Here is an 18,914-nt window from a genome sequence, read left to right on the forward strand (position 1 = left end):
GCTCCTGTCGTCGCAAACCGCTCACGGGCTGGCAGATAAACACCCCATCCCTGATTGACCAGCCCGGCGGGCCCTGACTCAAAGAGGGTGGCAAAGGGGCAAGAGCAAGAGATGTCCTCGAAATTGGCGGCAAGCGCGCTTTCATGGTGGCGCGACGCGGGAGTCGACGTGATTGTCGGCGAGACCCCGCGCGACTGGCTGAATCCGGCCGCTGTCGCGCCCTCGGAAGCGCCGCCTCCAGCCCCCACCCTCCTTTCGCCCGCTCCTGCCCCCTCCCCCTTCGAGCCGATTCCGGCCACGCTCGACCGCTTCCGCGAGTGGCTGCTCGAAAGCCCAAACGTGCCCGGCGCCTCTCCCTCCGTTCCCAGGATCGGCCCGTCCGGAGATCCGGCATCGGATCTGATGGTCCTCGTCGACATGCCCTCGGCCCAGGACGTGACCGGAGGGAAGCTTCTGTCCGGCGAGGCAGGCGCATTGTTCGACCGGATGATCGAGGCGATGTTCGCCCTGAACGAGCGAACGAAGGGCCGCGGCCGAAGCGCGGTCTATCTCGCTTCGCTCTCGCCGGCGCGGACTGCGACCGGACGGCTCGAGCCGGACGATGCACGCCGCCTCGCCGACATCGCTCGTCACCATATCGGCCTGGTCGCCCCCCGGGCTTTGCTGCTGTTCGGCGACACCTGCGCCAAGGCGCTGACCGGAATGGCCGTCGCACATGCGCGCGGCCGATGGCACGAGACGGAGACCAAGGCGGGTAAAATCAAGACTTTGGTAACCATAAGGCCGGAAAAGCTGATGACCCAGCCAGCGCTGAAGAAGCTGGCCTGGGAGGATCTGCAGCGATTGATGGAAGGATATGAGCCATGAAGATGCTCGGCAGGACGCTGCTGGCCGCGGGCCTCCTCCTCCTCGTTTCACCGCCCGCCTTGGCCGACGCCGGAGGCGTTTCCGGCCGGGGCGAACGGGGGCAGGCCGTGCGCATCCCCGCCATGCTGAGCAACTCCGAGCGCGAAAATTACCGTGCCGTCTTCGCCGACCTGCGCGCGCAGAACTGGGGGAGCGCAGCCGGGCGCCTCGACGGCATGCGCCACGGCCCGCTCCACGACTTCGCGCGTGGGATGCTATACACGATGCCCGGCTCGCCACGGGTCGAGCGCGAACCGCTCGAATCCCTCCTCGCTCGTGCGCCGGACCTTCCGCAGGCGGCGGACCTCGCCCGGCTCGCGCAGCTTCGCGGCAGTGAGGACCTTGCCGAGCTTCCCCAGGTCCAGCGGCTCGGCTGGCTCGGTGGGCAGCCGCGCCGCCAGCGTCCCCGGCCCATCCGCGGCGATGAGGCGGCCGACCGTCTCGAGCCCCAGATCCAGCCTCTTCTTGTCGCTGACCAGCCCTACGAAGCCGAGTCCCTGTTCAACGCGCGCCGTCACGAGCTGAGTCCGGAGGCGCGCACCGCCTTCCAGCAGCGGATCGCCTGGGTGTTCTTCCTGAACGGCAACGACCGCGAAGCCCGCCGGCTGGCTGAGGAAGGCGCGCGCGGCACGACCGAATGGGCGATCCACTCGAACTGGGTGGCCGGCCTCGCCGCCTGGCGGATGCAGGATTATGACGGCGCCGCCGCACATTTCCGAACCGTTGCCGCCCGTTCCACCGATCACGAGCTGTCCGCCGCAGGCCATTATTGGGGCGCGCGCGCCGACACTGCGGGGGGCCAGCCGCAGCGAGTACAGGGTCAGCTCCAGGCCGCGGCGCGACTGAACGAGACCTTCTACGGCCTGCTCGCGCAGAGCGCGCTGGCGCTGCGCCAGCGCCCCGCCGAGCTCGACGCCTTCAGCGCCGATGACTGGCGCGTCATCTCCGATATCCGCAACGTCCGGACCGCCGTCGCCCTGGCGGAGATCGGCGAGGACTCGCTCGCCGGCGACGTGCTGCGGCACCAGGCGCGCATCGGCAACCCGCGCCAGCATGAGGCGCTGCTGCACCTCGCGTCCCGGCTCAATCTCACCGCCGCCCAGATGTGGCTGGCCCATAACGGCCCGCGCGGCGCCCGCGCCGACACCCACGACCGCTATCCGAGCCCGAGCTGGCAGCCCAATCGCGGCTGGCGCGTCGACCAGGCGCTGGTCTTTGCCCATGCACTGCAGGAATCGAATTTCCGCCCGGACGCCGTGAGCCCGGCCGGAGCACGCGGGCTGATGCAGGTGATGCCCGGAACGGCCAACCAGATGGCTCGCGCACGCGGCGAGACCGCCAATATCGCCCAGCTCAACCATCCCGGCGTGAACATGGAATATGGCCAGACCTATCTTGAATGGCTGCGCGACCAGCCCGGCACCGGCGGCCTGCTGCCGCGGGTGATCGCCGCCTACAATGCCGGTCCGCGCCCGATCTCCGAATGGGCGGTCAGGTTCGACCAGAGCGATCCGCTGCTGTTCATCGAGTCGATCCCCTACTGGGAGACTCGGGGCTACGTGCCGATCGTGCTCAGGAACTATTGGGTCTATGAGGAGCGGGCGGCCGACGCCTCTCCGAGCCGCCGCGCTCTCGCCGCAGGCTTGTGGCCGCGCTTCCCCGGCATGCCGGGCCCCACTGCCGTCCGCATCGACTCCAGGCGCGGCCAGACCGCGATGGGACAGGACTGAGTTCAGCTCGTCGCGTTCGATGCACGCGAGCGTTCATTTCCGGGGCGCGGACTTCGTCGACACCATGGATGAAAGTGGACGTCTAGTCCGACGGATCTCCGGGGCGACGCTCGGCGACGTGCCAAAGGACGCCTGACGGGTCGACCACATACGCGATGCGCAGTCCCCAAGGCTGGACGGCTGGCGGCCGCGGAGCCGGCACGTTGAACTTCGCCGGCAGATCGAGCGCTTCCAGATGAGCCCACCATGCATCCAGGTCATCGACCATGAGCTGCATCATGAAGTTTTCGGCCCAGGCCTTTTCGAAAAAGTCTTGCAGGACAAAGCTGCTTGATCCGATCGCGAAGATCGCGACCTCGCCATCGAGAAGCTTTGTGAATCCGATTTCTTCGTAGAATCTCTTGCTGGCCGCGAAATCCTTGGAAGGAACGAACGGGCGCGCCAATTCGGTACCTCGGGGGATCGGCATGGCATTCGTTCCAGCACGGCTTCGTCTCCGGATATTACGGCGCGCGAACGAACCCGGCAATGCCAGGCAGGATCACTCTTGTTCTCTTTATGTTCTCGCTCTATGTTCTCGGCATGTCCCGACCAGATGCCCGCCCCGGCCGCGGCGCGCCCGAGAACAGGACGCCGGACCGCTTCAATCTCCCTCTCAGGGAGGCGGACGGCGACTGGCTGGACGAGCGCGAGGCGCAGGACGGCGCACGGCCGCCGCTGCGCACCACCGTCACTGTCGAGCATGCCAAGACGATCATCGCCTACAACCGATCGCCCGACATCGGCTTCGACCGTTCGATCAACGCTTATCGCGGCTGCGAGCATGGATGCATCTACTGCTTCGCCCGCCCGACCCACGCCTATCACGATCTCTCACCCGGGCTCGATTTCGAAACCCGGCTGTTCGCCAAGCCGGACGCCGCTCGGCTGCTGCGGGCGGAGCTCGGTAAACGCGGCTACCAGGTTCGTCCGATCGCGATAGGCACCAACACCGATCCCTATCAGCCCATCGAGGCGAGATGGCGGATCACCCGGAGCGTGCTCGAAGTGCTGGCGGAGACTCGGCATCCGGTCACGATCACCACGAAGTCGGACCGTGTGCTGATGGATCTCGACCTGATCCAGGCAATGGGACGCAAGCGCCTGGCGGCGGTGGCGCTGTCGGTGACCTCGCTGACTCCCGAAGTCTCGCGGACGCTCGAGCCGCGCGCACCGGCCGCGCGCAAACGGCTGGCGGCGGTGAAGAAGCTCGCCGAGGCGGGCGTTCCGGTCAGCGTCGCGATCGCGCCGGTCGTGCCCGGAATCACCGACCATGAACTCGAGGCGATCGTCGAGGCCGCGGCCGAGGCCGGAGCCCAGGGCGTCTTCTATTTGCCGGTGCGCCTTCCGTACGAGGTCGCGCCCCTGTTCCGGGGATGGCTGGACGAGCATTATCCGGACCGAGCGGCCAAGGTGATGGCCATCATCCGCGAGATGCGGGGCGGCAAGGATAACGATCCCAACTGGTTCACCCGGATGCAGGGCTTCGGCCCCTGGGCGGAACTTCTGCGCGCCCGCTTCGACCGGGCGGTGCGCAAGCACGGCTTCGACCACGAAAGGACCCGGCTGCGCACCGATCTGTTCGAACCACCCCAGGGACCGCAGCTGCGGCTGCTTTAGAGACGTTCGGCATCAGACCGCGGAAGCGCAGCGAGTATCACCCGATTCCGGCTCGCCCCGGTGGAGAAGGGCTCTCCAATCGATTCGGTTCGAGGATGCGATGGCGAGGTCGACATCGTCGACCTCGCCATGCGCGCCTTCCCTCAGCCGAAGATCACATCCGTCTGCGCGATCGGGACATGGGTCTGGATGGTGAAATCGGCGATCGCGTCCCCGTCCACGTCGCCGGCCAGCCAGTTGGCGCCATTCTGGCTGTAGGAGCGAAGCTCCCCGGCCGTACCGCTGAACGCGCTTGCGCCGACCCAGGCGAAGGCATCGCGCTCACCACCCTCGACGGCGTCGAGACTGCTGAGATCGATCTTGTCCTGGCCACGGCGGAAATCGGTGATCAGATCGTTGCCCCCCGTCTCGCTGAAGATGAAGACGTCATTGTGGTTGCCGCCGGTCAGCACGTCGTCGCCGGCGCCGCCGTTCAGCCGATCCGCATGGTTGCCGCCGTTCAGCACGTCCGCGCCCGCGCCGGCGTGAAGGATATCGTCATGATTGCCGCCGTTCAGCACGTCGTTGCCGGCGCCGCCGATCAGCACGTCGTCATGATTGCCGCCGTCCAGCCAATCATGGCCGTCGAGCCCGAGCAGCCAATCTTCGCCATTTCCACCCGACAACCGATCCTCGCCGGCCGTGCCCTCCAGCACGTCGTCGCCATTGCCGCCGGATAGGGCCAGGCCGTCGTTGATCCCGGTCACCGTCACCTGGACCGTCGCGGTGCTGGTGAGGCCGTCCGGATCGGTGATGGTGTAGCTGAAGCTGTCGATCCGGGTCTCGCCGGGCGCCAGCGCGTCGAAGGCGTCGGCGTCGGCAACGTAGCGAAGGCTCTGCGTCTCGGCGTCGAAGATAAGGGTGCCGAGCGTGTCCGCCGAATCGACCGCTGCGATCTCCAGCTGGTCCCCCGCGTCCGGATCGAAGTCGTTGGAGAGCAGCTGCTCCCAGAGATTGTCGCTCGTCGCATCCTCGTCGACGGCGATCGCATCGTTGGCCGCGACCGGCGCCTCATTGGCCCCAGGAATGAAGAAGCGTCCGACAAGCGGATCGTGATCGGTGCCGCGCGGCACGCCGTCGGCCTGCTCCGCATTGATGTGGACGGAGTCGAACTCGGCGCCCGCGGCCAGCCCGCCGGTGACGAGCATGTGATCGAGCGCCTGGAGATTGCCGTCGAACAGATAGGAATAGCGCTCCGCTTCCGGCAATAGGCGGTGCAGGTCGGTCATCACTCCGCCGGCCTCGAGCGCGCCGATTGAATCCTCGAACCAGAAAGCGTTGAAGTCGCCGAGCACGCCGAGCTTCAGCGACGGATCGCTCGCCAGCGCTTCGTCGACATGGGCCCGGATCGCCTGGGCCTGCGCGGTCCGCGCCGCATCGCCCGCGTCGGCCGGCGGCTGCGCCGAACCCCAGAGCGGATCGCTGCCGATGCGCGAGGTGAAATGGACGTTGATCAAGCTCACCGTCTCGCCGTTGAACGTGAAGTCCGCGACGAGCGGCCTGCGCGTACCGTTAAAGGCCGGAGCCTCGATCAGCTGCGCACTCCCATCGACATATTCAACGCGGTCGGCATTGTAGAGATAGCCGTTGCGGATGTTGCCGCCGGGCTCGCCGCCGGTCGAGTTTGGGCTGGACGGCGCCACCTCGACATAAACATAGTCGGGACCGCCGATCGCCGCGATCGCATCGATCAGGAGCTGCGCGGTGACGATGGCCGAGAGCGGGTCGCTGCCGCCCATTCCGTTTCCGTCCTGCATCTCCTGAAGCCCGATGACGTCCGGGGCGAGCAGATTGTAGACGATGTCGCCGGCTAGCAGGTTGAACTTCGCCGCGCTGTCGCCCGGATCGAGATTCTCGACATTGTAGCTGGCGACCGTGAGATGGTCCGCATCGCCTTCCAGCGCCGTCGTCTCCCGTCCGAGAGTGACGTCTTCGGTTACGCCGACCGCCTGGGTGACCAGAAGCTCGTAGCTGTTGAAGCCGTAGGACATGACGCCGGTGACGTCGGAAAGCCGGTCGCCCTGGCTGTGCGCGGGATCGTAGCCGTCGAACAGGGCCGACGTCGCGTCAATCTGGATCTTCTCGGGATTATAGTCGCCGTCCGAGACCGTGATACCGCCACGGCCGTTCACCCCGGTAGCGCCTTCGCCGCCGGAGGCGACGACATAGGTCTCGCCGAACGAATTGGTCTGCGACACGACGAGGGGCGCGTCGATCGTCGTGAGCATCCCTTCGAGCGACTCGTAGAAGTCGATCCCGTCGCTGTCCGGATCGTAGGTGGCGAAGCCGTCATCGTCGATCACCTGGGTCGGCGGCAACCGACCGCCGGCGCCGATCAGGGCGGCGGCGGGAAGCGCATTGCCGGTCGACTGAACGACAATATTCCGTGCGGTGAGCTGGGTGACGGTCAGGTTGGTCGTGTCGCCACCCGGCAGGAATTCGGCAACGGTGCCGCTGACCTGCACCGCATCTCCGGCGACGAGGCCCGGCGCCGCGCCGGTGAAGACGAACATGGCGTCCGAGGTCCGGTCGTTGCCGTCGCCGACGGCATCCTGGAGATAGAAGCCGTTCGAAGAGACGGCGGTGACGATGCCGCCGGTGGTCACCGGCTGGCCCTCATAGTTGGAGCGGTGCCCCTCCCCCTGTATTTCCCAGATGGCCAGCGATACCGGGTCGTCGTTGAGGATCGTTCCGGTCGCCGCTCCGTCGACGATGTCGATGTTGCCGGCAGGATTGGCGAGCAGGATTTCGAACCTCTCGTTGGGCTCGCCGATCGTGTCGCCCGCCACCTCGACGACGATCTGGACGCTGGACACCCCTGCCGCGAAGTCGACATGGCCGGAAAGCGGCTGCCCGGACGCGAGGTCGGAAGTGTCGGCGCCACCGGTCAGGCTCATCACCCAATCGACGCTCGCCGGCTGGTCGAGACCGCCGGCACGCCGGACGGTGAAGACCATCTGCTGGACGCCCGAATCGCCTTCCGCGACGCTGACGTCGCCGATCGAGACGAGGCCGGTTCCGCCGGCCGCGATGAAATCCTGGCCCTCATTGACCGCGCCGAAGCTGTCGTCGCGCGCCGCGACCCAGCTGAAATCCTCATAGTTCGCGCCGAATCCGACGAGCTGGAGCGATTGGCCGAGCCCCGGTACGGGCTCCTCGGCGACCCCGATGTCGGTGCTGGCGAGACCCGCCGCCGGGCCGTTCGTGGCGGTGAAGCTGCCTTCGTAGGACAGGAACTGGACGACGTTTCCGCCCGCGTCCACCAGAGCCAGACCATCGGGTGACCCGTTCTGGAGACCCGGCACGTCGAAGGACAGCGTGCCGAAGCCGTCATCCTGATCGGCGAAGATGCCGGACAAAGCGATGGTTCCGTAAGCGGCACCGCCATTGCCGTTGTAGAGGACGAGCGTCCAGCCGGCGAGGCTCGTCCCTGCCGGCCCGGCGATCTCGACCGCCTCGCCGGCGTCCGTGCCCGTATTGTCGTAGTGAACCTCGTTGATGAAGGCGCCGCCCCCGGCGGGCGCGCTGTCGTCGTTGAGGATCGTGCCCACGGCCGCGGAGTCGCCAAGGGTCGCGCCTCCGGTCGGCGACGACAGCGTGACGGCGAAGGTCTCGTTCGGCTCGACCTGCGTGTCGCCGGCAAGCATGACCGTGATCGTCGCCGAGGTCTGGCCGTCGGCGAAGGAGACGGTCCCGGTCAGCGGCGCGCCGGCGGCGAGGTCGCCCGTATCCGCATTGCCGCTGAAGTCGATCGTCCAGGCGGCGGACACCTCGCCGGCGCTCCCGCCGTCGCGTGTCACGGTGAAGGTGAGCGCAGACGTTCCGGCGTCTCCTTCCGAGACGCTCGCGTCGGCGATCGACAGGATACCCGGCGCGCCCGGATCGAGGGCGCCGCTGCTGACGACGAGATCGTCGATTCCGACCCATTCGTCGTTGCCGCTCGCATTGGTGGTCATCAGCCGAACCTGGAGCGTCGCTGCATTGTTGGCGGCTTGCGGCAGGACCAGGTCGAGCATGGTGACCATGGTTGCGCCGGCGGCGGTCACGTCGGCGAAATAGCCGCCGGGAACGTTGATCCATTCGCCGTCCGGATCGGTCCGGAACTGGACGTTGAACTGCTGCACCGAATTGTCGGGGGATCCGTCGAGATCGCGGATATTGGCCTGGAGCCGGATGTCGCTCCGGCCGGTGGCATCGAGATGGAGGACGATGCTCGGCGCGTCGGCGGTGCCGGAGCCGTTGAGGGCGATCGTCGGGTCGCTGATCTGGAATTCGGCGACGCCGCCATTGGTGAGGCTGTTGGGGTTGGACTGGTTGGCAATCACGTCCACGGCGCCGAGCGTGGCAGCTGCCGTCAAGGTGCGCGGGTCGACATTGGTGGGCGAACTGGCCGTATAGTCGCCGAGATAGCCGAGAATGCCGGGCACGCCGTTCCAGTCGTCATTGCCGCCGATCAGGCCGGTGTCGGACCAATCCTGCTGGAAATTTCCGGAAGCAAGCGAGTGATAGGTGGCGGTCATGCGGCTTAGTCCCCCAGCTGACAGGCGTGCCCGCCGCTCATGCGACAGACCGCCCGATGCCTTAGAAAAACCGATTCGCGATCGGCTCTACTTGGCTAGGAACCGGTTGTTACAACTGGAAGTGAGTATCGATGGCAGTGCGAGTTTCGGTCCGCGGGCCTGGTTCTACCCCCGACTCATCACGGCCCCCGTCATGCTCAGCTCCCGGAACGCAGCGCCTCTTCGCTTCCATAGGGCCGGGTGATCGCCTCCATCAGATGCCCGTCGGGATCCTCGAAATAGACGCCGCGACCGCCGAAATGACGGTTGATCTCCCCCGGCCGGCTGCGTGCGGGATCCGCCCAATGCGCGATGCCACGCTCCCTTATCCGACCCATCACGGCGTCGAACGCGCTCTCCGCGACCAGGAAGGCATAATGCTGACGCGAGACCGTGCCCGTCTTTGACATGAAGTCGAGCGACACCTGGTTCTCGAGCTCGACCACCATGAAGTGGAGAAAAGGCCGTGGCGGAGGCAGGCCGAGCATGTCGGCGAGAAAGGCCGACGAGGCCTTGCTGTCGCGGCACCAGACGATCGTGTGGTTGAGCTGAACGGGCATCGGACGCTCCTGCCTGAACCTTCGGCGGCATCCTACCGCACCGAAGCGCGTTGCGCACCAGAGGTCTAATCCGCCGCTCGCGGCGCCGTCACGCTCCCGGCACGCCGTGTCTCATTGTCCGGCGCGGCACGCGAGCGCCGCATCGAACGGGAGATTCAAATGCGAATTCTGCGCATATCCGCGCTCGTCCTGACCGCCTTGGCGCTCGTCCCGGGCGGCGCCCATTTGTTCGAGCTGCCGGGCAAGATGCGGCTGGGCGGCAGCGACTATTTCGTCGTCCAGTCGATCTATGCCGGCTGGGCGCTGTTCGCGCTCCCGATCGTTTTGGCACTCCTGGCCAATGGTGCGCTCTGGGCGGTCCGGCGCAGAACCGACCCTGCCGAGGCTCGCTGGTCGCTCGCGGCGGCGCTGATGATCCTGTTCAGCCTCGTCCTGTTCTTCATCCGAGTCTATCCGGCCAACGTGGCGACCGAGAATTGGACGTTTCAGCCGGCGAACTGGGAGTCGCTGAGGACCGCCTGGGAATATGGCCACGCCGCCAACACCCTGCTGATCTTCGCGGCCTTCGTCGCGACGGCCTTCGCCACCGCGAAGAGGTGAGCCGGGCGAGGCGCGTCTGACGCGCACCGTCCCCGCTCGCGCCGGAGCGACTCGCGCCTTCAGGATCGGTCACGGCCGAGCAGCCAGCGGAAAGCCCGGCGAAGCTCGGCCGTGCCGTCGCGGTCGTACCAGCGCCCATGGGCCAGGATGATCCGGTGGGGATCCCAGCCGATCATCGTTTCGATGGCTCGTTTGAGCTCCGGCCGATGCCGGGCGAAGGTCAGGCGCATGTCGCGCGGCATGCTGCCGTGCGGGTCCTGGACTCCGCCGAGCCGCGTCAGCCACCGCATCATGACGCTGCCGAGCTTCGCCGGCTCGAAATTCTCGATGAGATCGGTGAGGATCAAGGTCGCGGACGGCCGGTGGAAGAAGACGAACTCGGTCATGTAGCGGCTCCTGATCGGCAGCGTCGCGATCGCGCTTTCCCAGGGATAGGCGGTCTCCGCCTCGAGCCGCCGGAACGGGAAATCGATTCTCCTCGCAGCCGCTTCCGTTATCCCGGGCGCCAACCAGACCTCGGCGTCGGGGAAGGCATGCTCCCAATCGGGGATCCACCAATGGTGGATTCGGTTCGGTCCGACGATCCAGCGCGGTCGTCCGACCGCTTCCACTTCCGCGCGCAGCTCGGGCGGGACCGGCGTCGGCGAATGGACGAACAGGTCGCCGCCGATCCGCACGAGGGTCATGCGGGTGGTGAAAGGCAGCTTCGGCCAGGGTAGGCCGAAGCGAATGACCGGCCCGTCGACGATCCAGATGTCGGTGCAGACGGGCTTCAGCCGATTGACGGGATCATAGGTCCGCTCGACGGTCTGGTTCATTCCCGCAACCCGTCCCTTCCGCCGATCGCCCGCTCGACCCGGTCCGCCAGCGTCAGCGGGAAAGGGCGGAAGGAGGGGCGCGAGATCGGCATCGTGTCTTCATGCCAGCGAAGTGCGCCGTTACCAACGGTCGCCGCTCGCGGCTTCCCCTCGGATGAAGCAGGAAGGCATAGAGCGCGCGGCGATCGTGGCAGGACGGCAGGGATGAGAATATGCATGGGCGTTCCAGGATGACGGAGACCCTCTCCATCCCACAGGCACGACGTATAGCGCTCGCGGCCCAAGGCTTCGGCGAAGGGCGTCCAGCCCAGGTCACCCGTCAGCGCCTGCTGCGCAACCTCGATCGTCTGTCGCTGCACCAGATCGACAGCGTGAACGTGCTGGCGCGTGCGCATTATCTGCCCACATTCTCTCGCCTCGGCGCTTATGATCGCGCCCTGCTCGACCGCTCCGCCTGGGGCCCGCGTCCACAGCGGCGGATGTTCGAGTATTGGGCGCACGAAGCCTCCTTGCTTCCACTGAACCTGCACCCGCTGCTGCGCTGGCGGATGGCCCGCGCGGACCGGGGTGAGATCGGCTGGGCGCATCTTCGCCGATTCGCGACCGATCACCGGAGCGAGGCGGAGGCAGTGCTGGCCCGGATCCAAGCGGAAGGGCCGCTCGCCGCGTCGGACTTCGAGGAGGGGCGGAGCCGAAGCGGCTGGTGGGAATGGGGCGACACCAAGCGCGCGCTGGAATGGCTGTTCTGGGCCGGCCACATCACGACCAGGGCCCGACGCGGCAGCTTCGAGCGGGTCTACGACCTTACCGAGAGAGTCATCCCGGCAGACATAATGGCCCTGCCCACCCCGGACGAAGCGGAAGCGCACCGAAAGCTGGTCGAGCGCGCCGCAATGGCGCATGGCGTGGCGACAGTTAGCGACCTTCGCGACTATTTCCGTCTCGCTCCGGACGCCGCGCGCACCGCCATCGCACAGTTGGCCGAAGAAGGCCTGCTGATTGCGGCGAAGGTCGACGGCTGGAAGCAGCCCGCCTGGCTCCACCGCGACTCGCGCCGTCCCCGTCGAATCCGCGGCCAGGCCCTGCTCGCCCCGTTCGATCCCCTGATCTGGGAACGCGGCCGCACCGAGCGGCTGTTCGGCTTCCGATATCGGATCGAGATCTACACGCCCGCCGAGAAGCGGGTGCACGGCTATTATGTGCTGCCCTTTCTCATGGACGAGCACCTCGTCGCCAGGGTCGACCTCAAGGCCGACCGGCAGCGCTCACGCCTGCTGGTGCAGCAAGTCGGCTTCGAACCCGATGCGCCCGCCGACGCCGGGGAAAGACTCGACGCCGAGCTCGAACTCATGGCGTCGTGGCTGGATCTGGAGGCGGTGGAGCGACGGAGCTAGAGGCCCTAGCGCAGGTCGAACCATTTGGAAGCCACGCCGATGAACGCCCGGTCTGCGAGTAGGGTCAAAGAAGTTCAGCCACCGCTCGTGGATCGCGGTCGGTGACGACGCGCTGGCAGTAGGTTCGAGCTTAATCCAGCGCCTTCTTCAGCAGCTCGTTGACCACCTGCGGGTTCGCCTTGCCCTGCATGGCCTTCATCGTCTGGCCGACGAAGAAGCCGAAGAGCTTGTCCTTGCCGGACTTGTACTCGGCCACCTTGTCCTGGTTCGCGGCGAGCACCTCGGCGATGACGGCCTCGATCGCGCCGGTGTCCGACGTCTGCTTGAGCCCGCGCGCCTCGACGATCGCCTCGGGATCCTCGCCGGTCTCGAGCATGATCTCGAACACCTGCTTGGCGAGCGTTCCGGAAAGCGTGCCGTCCACGACCAAAGCGAGTAATTGGGCGCCCTGCTCGGGCGTGACCGGGCTCTCGGTGATGCCCTTGCCGAGCCGGTTCAGCGCGCCGAACAGGTCGGAGATCACCCAGTTCGATGCCTGCTTCGCGACCTGCGCTTCGGGCTTTCCGGTCGCCGCGAGCAGCCGCTCGAACCAGCGAGCGGTCTCGACCTCGGCCGTCAATACGCTCGCGCTATAGGGGGACAGGCCGAGCGCCTGCTCGTAGCGCTGGCGCTTGGCGTCGGGCAGCTCGGGAAGGCTCTCGCGGCATTCGCGAAGGAAGCCCTCGTCGAGCTCGAGCGGAAGCAGGTCCGGATCGGGGAAGTAGCGATAGTCATGCGCTTCCTCCTTGGAGCGCAGGGACCGCGTCTCGATCTTGTCCGGATCGAACAGGCGCGTCTCCTGGACGATCGTGCCGCCGTTTTCGAGGATGTCCACCTGGCGGTTGGCCTCATATTCGATCGCCGCCTGGACGAACCGGACCGAATTCACGTTCTTGATCTCGCAGCGCGTTCCCAAGGGCTCACCGGGCCGGCGTACGCTGACGTTGACGTCGGCGCGCATGCTGCCCTGTTCCATATTGCCGTCGCAGCTGCCGACATAGCGCAGGATTGCCCGCAGCTTGCGGACATAGGCTCCAGCCTCCTCGGGGCTGCGCATGTCCGGGCGCGAGACGATCTCCATCAGCGCGACGCCGGAACGGTTGAGGTCGACATAGGAGAAGCTGGGATGCTGGTCGTGCAGCATCTTGCCGGCATCCTGCTCGATATGGATGCGCTCGATGCCGACGGTCTTCGCAACCGCCTGGCCGTCGGTGCCGACCTCTATGTCGATCTCGCCCTCGCCAACGATCGGATGGTAGAGCTGGCTGATCTGATAGCCCTGCGGCAGATCCGGGTAGAAATAATTCTTTCGGTCGAAGCGCGACCAGGGGTTGATCTTTGCATTGAGCGCCATGCCGGTACGCACCGCCTGGCGGACGCATTCCATGTTCGGCACGGGCAGCATTCCGGGCATCGCCGCGTCGACCAGGCTGACCTGGCTGTTCGGCTCGGCTCCGAATTCGGTCGAGGCGCCCGAGAAAAGCTTGGCGTTGGAGACGATCTGGGCGTGGACCTCGAGGCCGATCACGACCTCCCAATCCCCGGTGGCGCCACGGATGCGATAGTCAGACATGGGCAATTCCTATTTGCGCAATCTCAACCCCCATCGATCGTCCCGAACGGGCCCGGGAAAATCGCGCTCAATCGCGGCTCCTCTTGAACAGGGCGGCCATCCCAGCGAGCATGAAGAGAAATAGCCCTACGCCTGGGACAGAATCGAACCAATCAGTGGCGCGGTCCCTTTTGTGGAGCTGGCGAAGCCGCGAGAGATAACTCACCACCACGCCTCCGGTCGGTGGGTGAAGCCCGCCCGTTGCTCGATGGCCAGCCCGGCGTTGAGCACGTTCTGCTCGTCCAGCGCACGGCCGATGATCTGGAGCCCGAGCGGCAGTCCCTGCCCGTCCAGCCCGGCGGGCACTGACATGGCCGGGAGACCGGCCAGGCTTGCCGGGACGGCGAAGACGTCGTTCAGATACATGGCGATCGGGTCGTCCATCTTCTCGCCAAGGCCGAAGGCGGCGCTCGGTGCGGTCGGCGTGAGCAGGAGGTCGACCTCCTTATAGGCGTGCTCGAAGTCGCGGGCGATCAGCGCCCTCACCTTCTGCGCGCGGTTGAAATAGGCATCGTAGAAGCCGGCGCTCAGCACATAGGTACCGATCATGATGCGGCGCTTCACCTCGGCGCCGAACCCGGCCGCGCGGGTCGCCTCGTACATGTCGGTGAGCCCGCCCTGCTCCGGCTGCTCGCGCCGGCCGTAGCGCACGCCGTCATAGCGCGCGAGGTTGGACGACGCTTCGGCCGGGGCGATGATGTAATAGGTCGGCAGCGCATATTTCGTATGCGGCAGCGACACCGGCACGATCTCGGCGCCGGCATCCTTCAGCCATTCGATGCCCTGATCCCAGACGCGGCCCACCGACTCCGGAACGCCGTCGATGCGATATTCCTTGGGAATGCCGACGCGCTTGCCCTGGAGATCCGGGTTCAATCCCTTCTCCCATGCCGGAACCGGCAGGTCGAGCGAGGTCGAATCCTTCGGATCGAAGCCGCTCATTGCCTCGAGCATGATCGCGCAGTCGCGCACGTCGCGCGCCATCGGTCCCGCCTGGTCGAGGCTCGAAGCAAAGGCGACGATGCCCCAGCGCGAGCAGCGGCCGTAGGTCGGCTTGATCCCGACAATCCCGGTGAATGCGGCGGGCTGGCGGATCGATCCCCCCGTATCGGTGCCGGTGACGCCGGGCGCGATTCGTGCCGCGACGGCGGCCGCCGATCCTCCGGAACTCCCGCCCGGCGCCAAGGCGGCATTGCCGCCGTCGCTGCGCCGCCAGGGCGAGATAACCGGGCCGAAGCCGCTGGTCTCGTTGGACGAGCCCATCGCGAACTCGTCCATGTTGAGCTTGCCGAGCATGCCGGCGCCGGCGGCGAAAAGGTTCGCGCTCACCGTCGATTCATAGGCCGGAGCGAAGCCTTCCAGGATGCGGCTGCCGGCCGTCGTCTGCACGCCCTCGGTGGCGAACAGGTCCTTGATGCCGAGCGGCACGCCGGAGAGCGGCTTGAGCTCGCCGCTCGCGCGTGCCGCGTCGGCCGCATCGGCCGCGGCCAGGGCATGTTCCGGAGTTTCGACGATGAAAGCGTTGAGTCCCCGCGCTTTCTCGACCGCCGCGACATAGGCGAGCGTCACCTCGCGCGCCGAAAAGGCGCCGTCGCGCACGCCGTCGCGGATCGCTGCGATGCCGAGATCGGTGAGGTCGGTCGGACGAGTCGCTCCGCTTGTCATTCGATCACCTTCGGCACCGCGAAGAAGCCGTGCTCGGCCATTGGGGCGTTCTTCAGCACCGCGTCGCGGATGCCGCCATCGGTGACGACGTCGTCGCGCAGGCGAAGCTTGTTGGGAATGACCGCGGTCATCGGCTCCACCCCCTCGACATCGACCTCCTGAAGCTGCTCGACCCAGCCGAGAATGTTGGAAAGCTCGGGCGCGAGCGCCGCGACTTCGGCGTCGCTGACGGCGATGCGCGCGAGCTTGGCGATGTGGCGGACGGTGTGGCTGTCGACGGACATAGGCGCGGCGCTAGCATTGCCGCTGCAGTGCGGCAAGGCGAGCCGACGGGTCGAAACGCGCTTCGGCGACCTCTCCCGGGGCGTGGTGGAACCGCCAAGCCCGCGCGCCCGCTTGCATGGCGCGGCGGCTTGGGCTTTGGGGGCGGCAATGGCCAGGAAAAGATCCCATCCCGCCGTCCGCTTCCTGTGGATTGTCGCCGGCCTCACCGTCCTGTTCGTGGCGGGCGCCATCGCCTATCGCCTGTTCGAGCAGGACCTGATGCGCTGGACCATGGTTCCCAAGGGCGAGTTCCAGGAAGTGCCTTTGCCCGAAGGCGCCGATTATGCCGATGCGGGTCTGTGGATCGCCCATCCCGACCTCCCCGCCAGCCCCGCGCTGTGGACGCCGCAGGGCTTCGCACCGGCGCGTCAGGCCAGAGCTTCGATCTTCTTCATCCATCCGACCAGCTTCCTCGAATCCTCTGCCTGGAATGCCGGCCTGGATGACGAGGAATCGCAGGAACGGGCGCGCCTGTTCGTCCGCAGCCAGGCGAGTGCCTTCAATTCGGTCGGCGCGATCTGGGCGCCCAAATATCGCCAGGCGGCGTTCGGGGCCTTCCTCACCAGCGAAGCCGATGCTCGGCGGGCCCTGGATTTCGCCTATCGCGACGTCCTTGCCGCTTACGAGGTCTTCCTTCGCCAGGCGCCGGCGGACCGTCCGATCATCCTCGCGGGGCACAGCCAGGGCAGCCTCCATCTGCTGCGCCTGCTCCAGGAGCGCGTGCAGGGTGCGCCCGAAGCCGCGCGAGTGGCCGCGGCGTATGTCATAGGCTGGCCCGTGTCGGAAACCGCCGACCTTCCCACCCTTCCCCTGCCCGCCTGCGAGCGGCCGGATCAGGCGCATTGCCTGATTTCGTGGCAAAGCTTCGCCGAACCGGCCGATCCGAAGCTGGTCACCGACCTGTACGACGCATCGAGCGGCCCCGGCGGCGTGCCTCGCGCGGGATCGGCCATGGTGTGCGTGAATCCTCTCACCGGCACGCGCGGCGGCGCCGCTGAAGCCCAGGCCAATGCGGGCACCCTCATCCCCAATGCGGCGTTCACCGAGGCGACCTTTCGGGCGCATTCGGTGCCGGCACGCTGCGACCTTCGCGGCTTCCTGCTGATCGGAGACAATGACCGAATTCCGGAGATGGGGCCCTATGTCCTTCCCGGCAACAATTATCATGTTTACGACTATGCGCTCTTCTGGGCCAATATCCGCTCCGACGCCGAGCGCCGCGTGGCGGCCTTCCTCGGTGAAGGGGAGGAAGGATGAAGGGAACGGCTTCGCCGTAGGAACTATTCCGGGCCGCCTCGGCGCAGAGACTGGACTTGCGCCGCTTCGTGCGTGACGGAGGGCCCATGATCACAGCCGACGTCGCCCGATTTCGCGAGGCCCTTCCCCTGGGAGGGCGACTGCTCGGGCTCGATGTCGGCACTCGCACGATCGGAACCGCCTTGTGCGACGCGCAATGGACGATCGCGACGGCCGCCACGCTCGTGCGACGCGGCAAGTTCATGAAGGATCTCGAGGCGCTGAAGACGCTGGCCGCAGCGCAGCAGGCGCGCGGAATCGTGATCGGCCTGCCGCTCAATCTGGACGGCAGCGAATCGCCGCGCACGCAGTCGATCCGCGCGTTCGCGCGCAACCTGGCGCCCCTCGATCTGCCGATCCTGCTCTGGGACGAGCGCTGGTCGACCCAGGCGGTCACCCGTACCCTGATCGACGCCGACACCAGCCGCGCGCGCCGCGCCGAACTCGTCGACAAGATGGCTGCCGCCTACATCCTCCAAGGCGCCATAGACGCCCTCGCCATGGGCTGACGTTCGATGGGAGACTTGCTCCAGATCATAGACGGGCCTCCCTTTTTGCAGTATTATTACGGTATTACGTCTGCGGTTCTCGACACAAACCAAGAGGAACCCTTTGTGGACGGACGGGGAGCGGTTGCCCTTGTGGCCGATCATCTACCGCTCAATCGGGCGGGGCTTTCCAGCCTTCTCCACGAGCATGTCCGCACGTCCGCGGCGATCGAAGCCGCAAGCTTCGATGGCATCGTTGCAGCCCTGACGCGCGACGATCGGGTGGATCTGATCGCCACCGCGCTCGAATTGCCAGGGATGAACGGGACGACCGGGATCCGCTACATCAGGGTCCACTATCCTCGAACGCGCCTCGTCGTCATGGCGGGCGATCCCACGCGGGAGTCGGTACTCGAATGCCTGTCGGCCGGAGTTCACGGCTACGTTCCCAAGTCTCTCGGTCGGGAGGAGATGGTCGCTGCCTTCCAGTCGATATTTGGCGGCCAGATCTACGTCCCGTCGCTCATGACCGAACTGGCCGGAGAGCGCGCGGCGCCCGTAGCCGGCGGCGTGATCCCGGCCTTCGAGCTGACCCAACGACAGCGCGAGGTGCTCGTCCTGCTATCGGACGGAAAGTCGAACAAGGAAATCGCACGCATCCTGACCATCTCCGAAGGCACGGTGAAAGCCCACATCAACTCGGCTTTCCGGATACTGGGCGTGCACAACCGGACCAGCGCCGTCGCTGCGCTCCACCGGCTTGAGTTGTCGAAAGGCAGCGGCGAGCCGCCCCTCCCCGGCCTGTTCGACCCGCGGCGGCGCACCACCGACTTCTAGTCTCTTCGGCTTTTCTCCTGAGTTCGCGATACCGATCCGCCGGCGTGCTGCGCCCTGGGGCATCGGCGAGCTGAGTCTCCGGTTCCCCAAGCATTCCCGTCCGCTTCCGTTCGGCCGAGCGGACTAGCCCAGGGTCTATACATTTCGACCTACAGGGATTTCCACAGGCTTATACAAAAGTCGCGGACTTCATAGTCTATCTTCTTGACTCGACTCGACACCGCGAAAGCCGGGATAGTCAACATGCTGTTAATCAAGCGAGTCGGGTGATTGCCTCGCTTCGGACGGCACCCACAGCCTTCCCGTTACTACGGAAGGCTATGCGGGGGAATGGCGTAACCGATGAAATCGAACGCGAGGACTGATTCCTTGCGAGGAGTCGTGCGCC

15 protein-coding genes are annotated in these 18,914 nt (G+C 66.5%); 8 read left to right on the forward strand and 7 right to left on the reverse strand.

The window, feature by feature from the left end; genetic code table 11:
* Positions 1 to 111 precede the first annotated feature (111 nt).
* Both EKM57_RS11700 and EKM57_RS11705 read left to right on the forward strand, forming a co-directional pair.
* The gene (locus EKM57_RS11700) at positions 112 to 867 is read left to right on the forward strand and encodes a uracil-DNA glycosylase family protein (protein WP_129792672.1); all 756 of its coding nucleotides are present in this window, start codon (positions 112 to 114) and stop codon (positions 865 to 867) included.
* On the forward strand, positions 864 to 2,636 hold the full coding sequence (locus tag EKM57_RS11705) for a lytic transglycosylase domain-containing protein (protein WP_129792673.1): 1,773 nt from the start codon (positions 864 to 866) through the stop codon (positions 2,634 to 2,636). Before EKM57_RS11700 ends, EKM57_RS11705 begins: the two co-directional genes overlap by 4 nt.
* Before the next feature lie 82 nt (positions 2,637 to 2,718).
* Here EKM57_RS11705 and EKM57_RS11710 read toward each other — a convergent pair whose 3' ends face one another.
* A complete protein-coding gene (locus tag EKM57_RS11710; RefSeq protein ID WP_206185401.1) occupies positions 2,719 to 3,081 on the reverse strand; it encodes a VOC family protein in 363 nt (120 codons plus the stop codon).
* A 137-nt stretch (positions 3,082 to 3,218) separates the two neighbouring features.
* Here EKM57_RS11710 and EKM57_RS11715 point away from each other — a divergent pair, with 137 nt between their 5' ends.
* A complete protein-coding gene (locus EKM57_RS11715) occupies positions 3,219 to 4,295 on the forward strand; it encodes a PA0069 family radical SAM protein (RefSeq protein WP_129792674.1) in 1,077 nt (358 codons plus the stop codon).
* 143 nt (positions 4,296 to 4,438) lie between these two features.
* Here EKM57_RS11715 and EKM57_RS11720 read toward each other — a convergent pair whose 3' ends face one another.
* The gene (locus EKM57_RS11720) at positions 4,439 to 8,854 is read right to left on the reverse strand and encodes an Ig-like domain-containing protein (protein WP_129792675.1); all 4,416 of its coding nucleotides are present in this window, start codon (positions 8,852 to 8,854) and stop codon (positions 4,439 to 4,441) included.
* Positions 8,855 to 9,051: 197 nt separating this feature from the next.
* Complete coding sequence (locus EKM57_RS11725) at positions 9,052 to 9,453, reverse strand: VOC family protein (RefSeq protein WP_129792676.1); 402 nt, start codon at positions 9,451 to 9,453, stop codon at positions 9,052 to 9,054.
* 159 nt (positions 9,454 to 9,612) lie between these two features.
* Here EKM57_RS11725 and EKM57_RS11730 point away from each other — a divergent pair, with 159 nt between their 5' ends.
* Positions 9,613 to 10,053: a hypothetical protein gene (locus EKM57_RS11730; protein WP_206185402.1), complete on the forward strand. Its 441-nt coding sequence runs from the start codon at positions 9,613 to 9,615 to the stop codon at positions 10,051 to 10,053.
* Between the two features lie 59 nt (positions 10,054 to 10,112).
* Here EKM57_RS11730 and EKM57_RS11735 read toward each other — a convergent pair whose 3' ends face one another.
* A complete protein-coding gene (locus EKM57_RS11735; RefSeq protein WP_129792677.1) occupies positions 10,113 to 10,871 on the reverse strand; it encodes a DUF4336 domain-containing protein in 759 nt (252 codons plus the stop codon).
* Between the two features lie 230 nt (positions 10,872 to 11,101).
* On the opposite strand from EKM57_RS11735, the gene EKM57_RS11740 reads away from it, so the two are divergent.
* Positions 11,102 to 12,265, forward strand: a complete 1,164-nt coding sequence (locus tag EKM57_RS11740) for a winged helix-turn-helix domain-containing protein (RefSeq protein WP_129792678.1) — start codon at positions 11,102 to 11,104, stop codon at positions 12,263 to 12,265.
* Positions 12,266 to 12,395: 130 nt separating this feature from the next.
* Here the strand turns inward: EKM57_RS11740 and gatB are convergent, their stop codons facing one another.
* The 3 genes from gatB to gatC form a co-directional block, all read right to left on the reverse strand.
* On the reverse strand, positions 12,396 to 13,877 hold the full coding sequence (gene gatB / locus EKM57_RS11745) for an Asp-tRNA(Asn)/Glu-tRNA(Gln) amidotransferase subunit GatB (RefSeq protein WP_129792679.1): 1,482 nt from the start codon (positions 13,875 to 13,877) through the stop codon (positions 12,396 to 12,398).
* Between the two features lie 201 nt (positions 13,878 to 14,078).
* A complete protein-coding gene (gene gatA, locus EKM57_RS11750) occupies positions 14,079 to 15,581 on the reverse strand; it encodes an Asp-tRNA(Asn)/Glu-tRNA(Gln) amidotransferase subunit GatA (protein ID WP_129792680.1) in 1,503 nt (500 codons plus the stop codon).
* Complete coding sequence (gene gatC / locus EKM57_RS11755; protein ID WP_129792681.1) at positions 15,578 to 15,865, reverse strand: Asp-tRNA(Asn)/Glu-tRNA(Gln) amidotransferase subunit GatC; 288 nt, start codon at positions 15,863 to 15,865, stop codon at positions 15,578 to 15,580. Before gatC ends, gatA begins: the two co-directional genes overlap by 4 nt.
* 148 nt (positions 15,866 to 16,013) lie before the next feature.
* Between gatC and EKM57_RS11760 the strand changes: the two genes are divergently transcribed.
* From EKM57_RS11760 to EKM57_RS11770, 3 genes are all read left to right on the forward strand, one after another.
* Positions 16,014 to 17,162, forward strand: coding sequence for a DUF3089 domain-containing protein (locus tag EKM57_RS11760; protein WP_129792682.1), 1,149 nt, complete (start codon positions 16,014 to 16,016; stop codon positions 17,160 to 17,162).
* Positions 17,163 to 17,248: 86 nt separating this feature from the next.
* Positions 17,249 to 17,710, forward strand: coding sequence for a Holliday junction resolvase RuvX (gene ruvX, locus EKM57_RS11765; RefSeq protein WP_129792683.1), 462 nt, complete (start codon positions 17,249 to 17,251; stop codon positions 17,708 to 17,710).
* 132 nt (positions 17,711 to 17,842) lie between these two features.
* Entirely contained in the window at positions 17,843 to 18,526 is a 684-nt protein-coding gene (locus EKM57_RS11770; protein ID WP_206185403.1) for a response regulator transcription factor, read from the forward strand.
* Positions 18,527 to 18,914 lie beyond the last annotated feature (388 nt).

Source organism: Sphingosinicella sp. CPCC 101087 (assembly GCF_004151485.1).
GTDB lineage: Bacteria > Pseudomonadota > Alphaproteobacteria > Sphingomonadales > Sphingomonadaceae > Allosphingosinicella.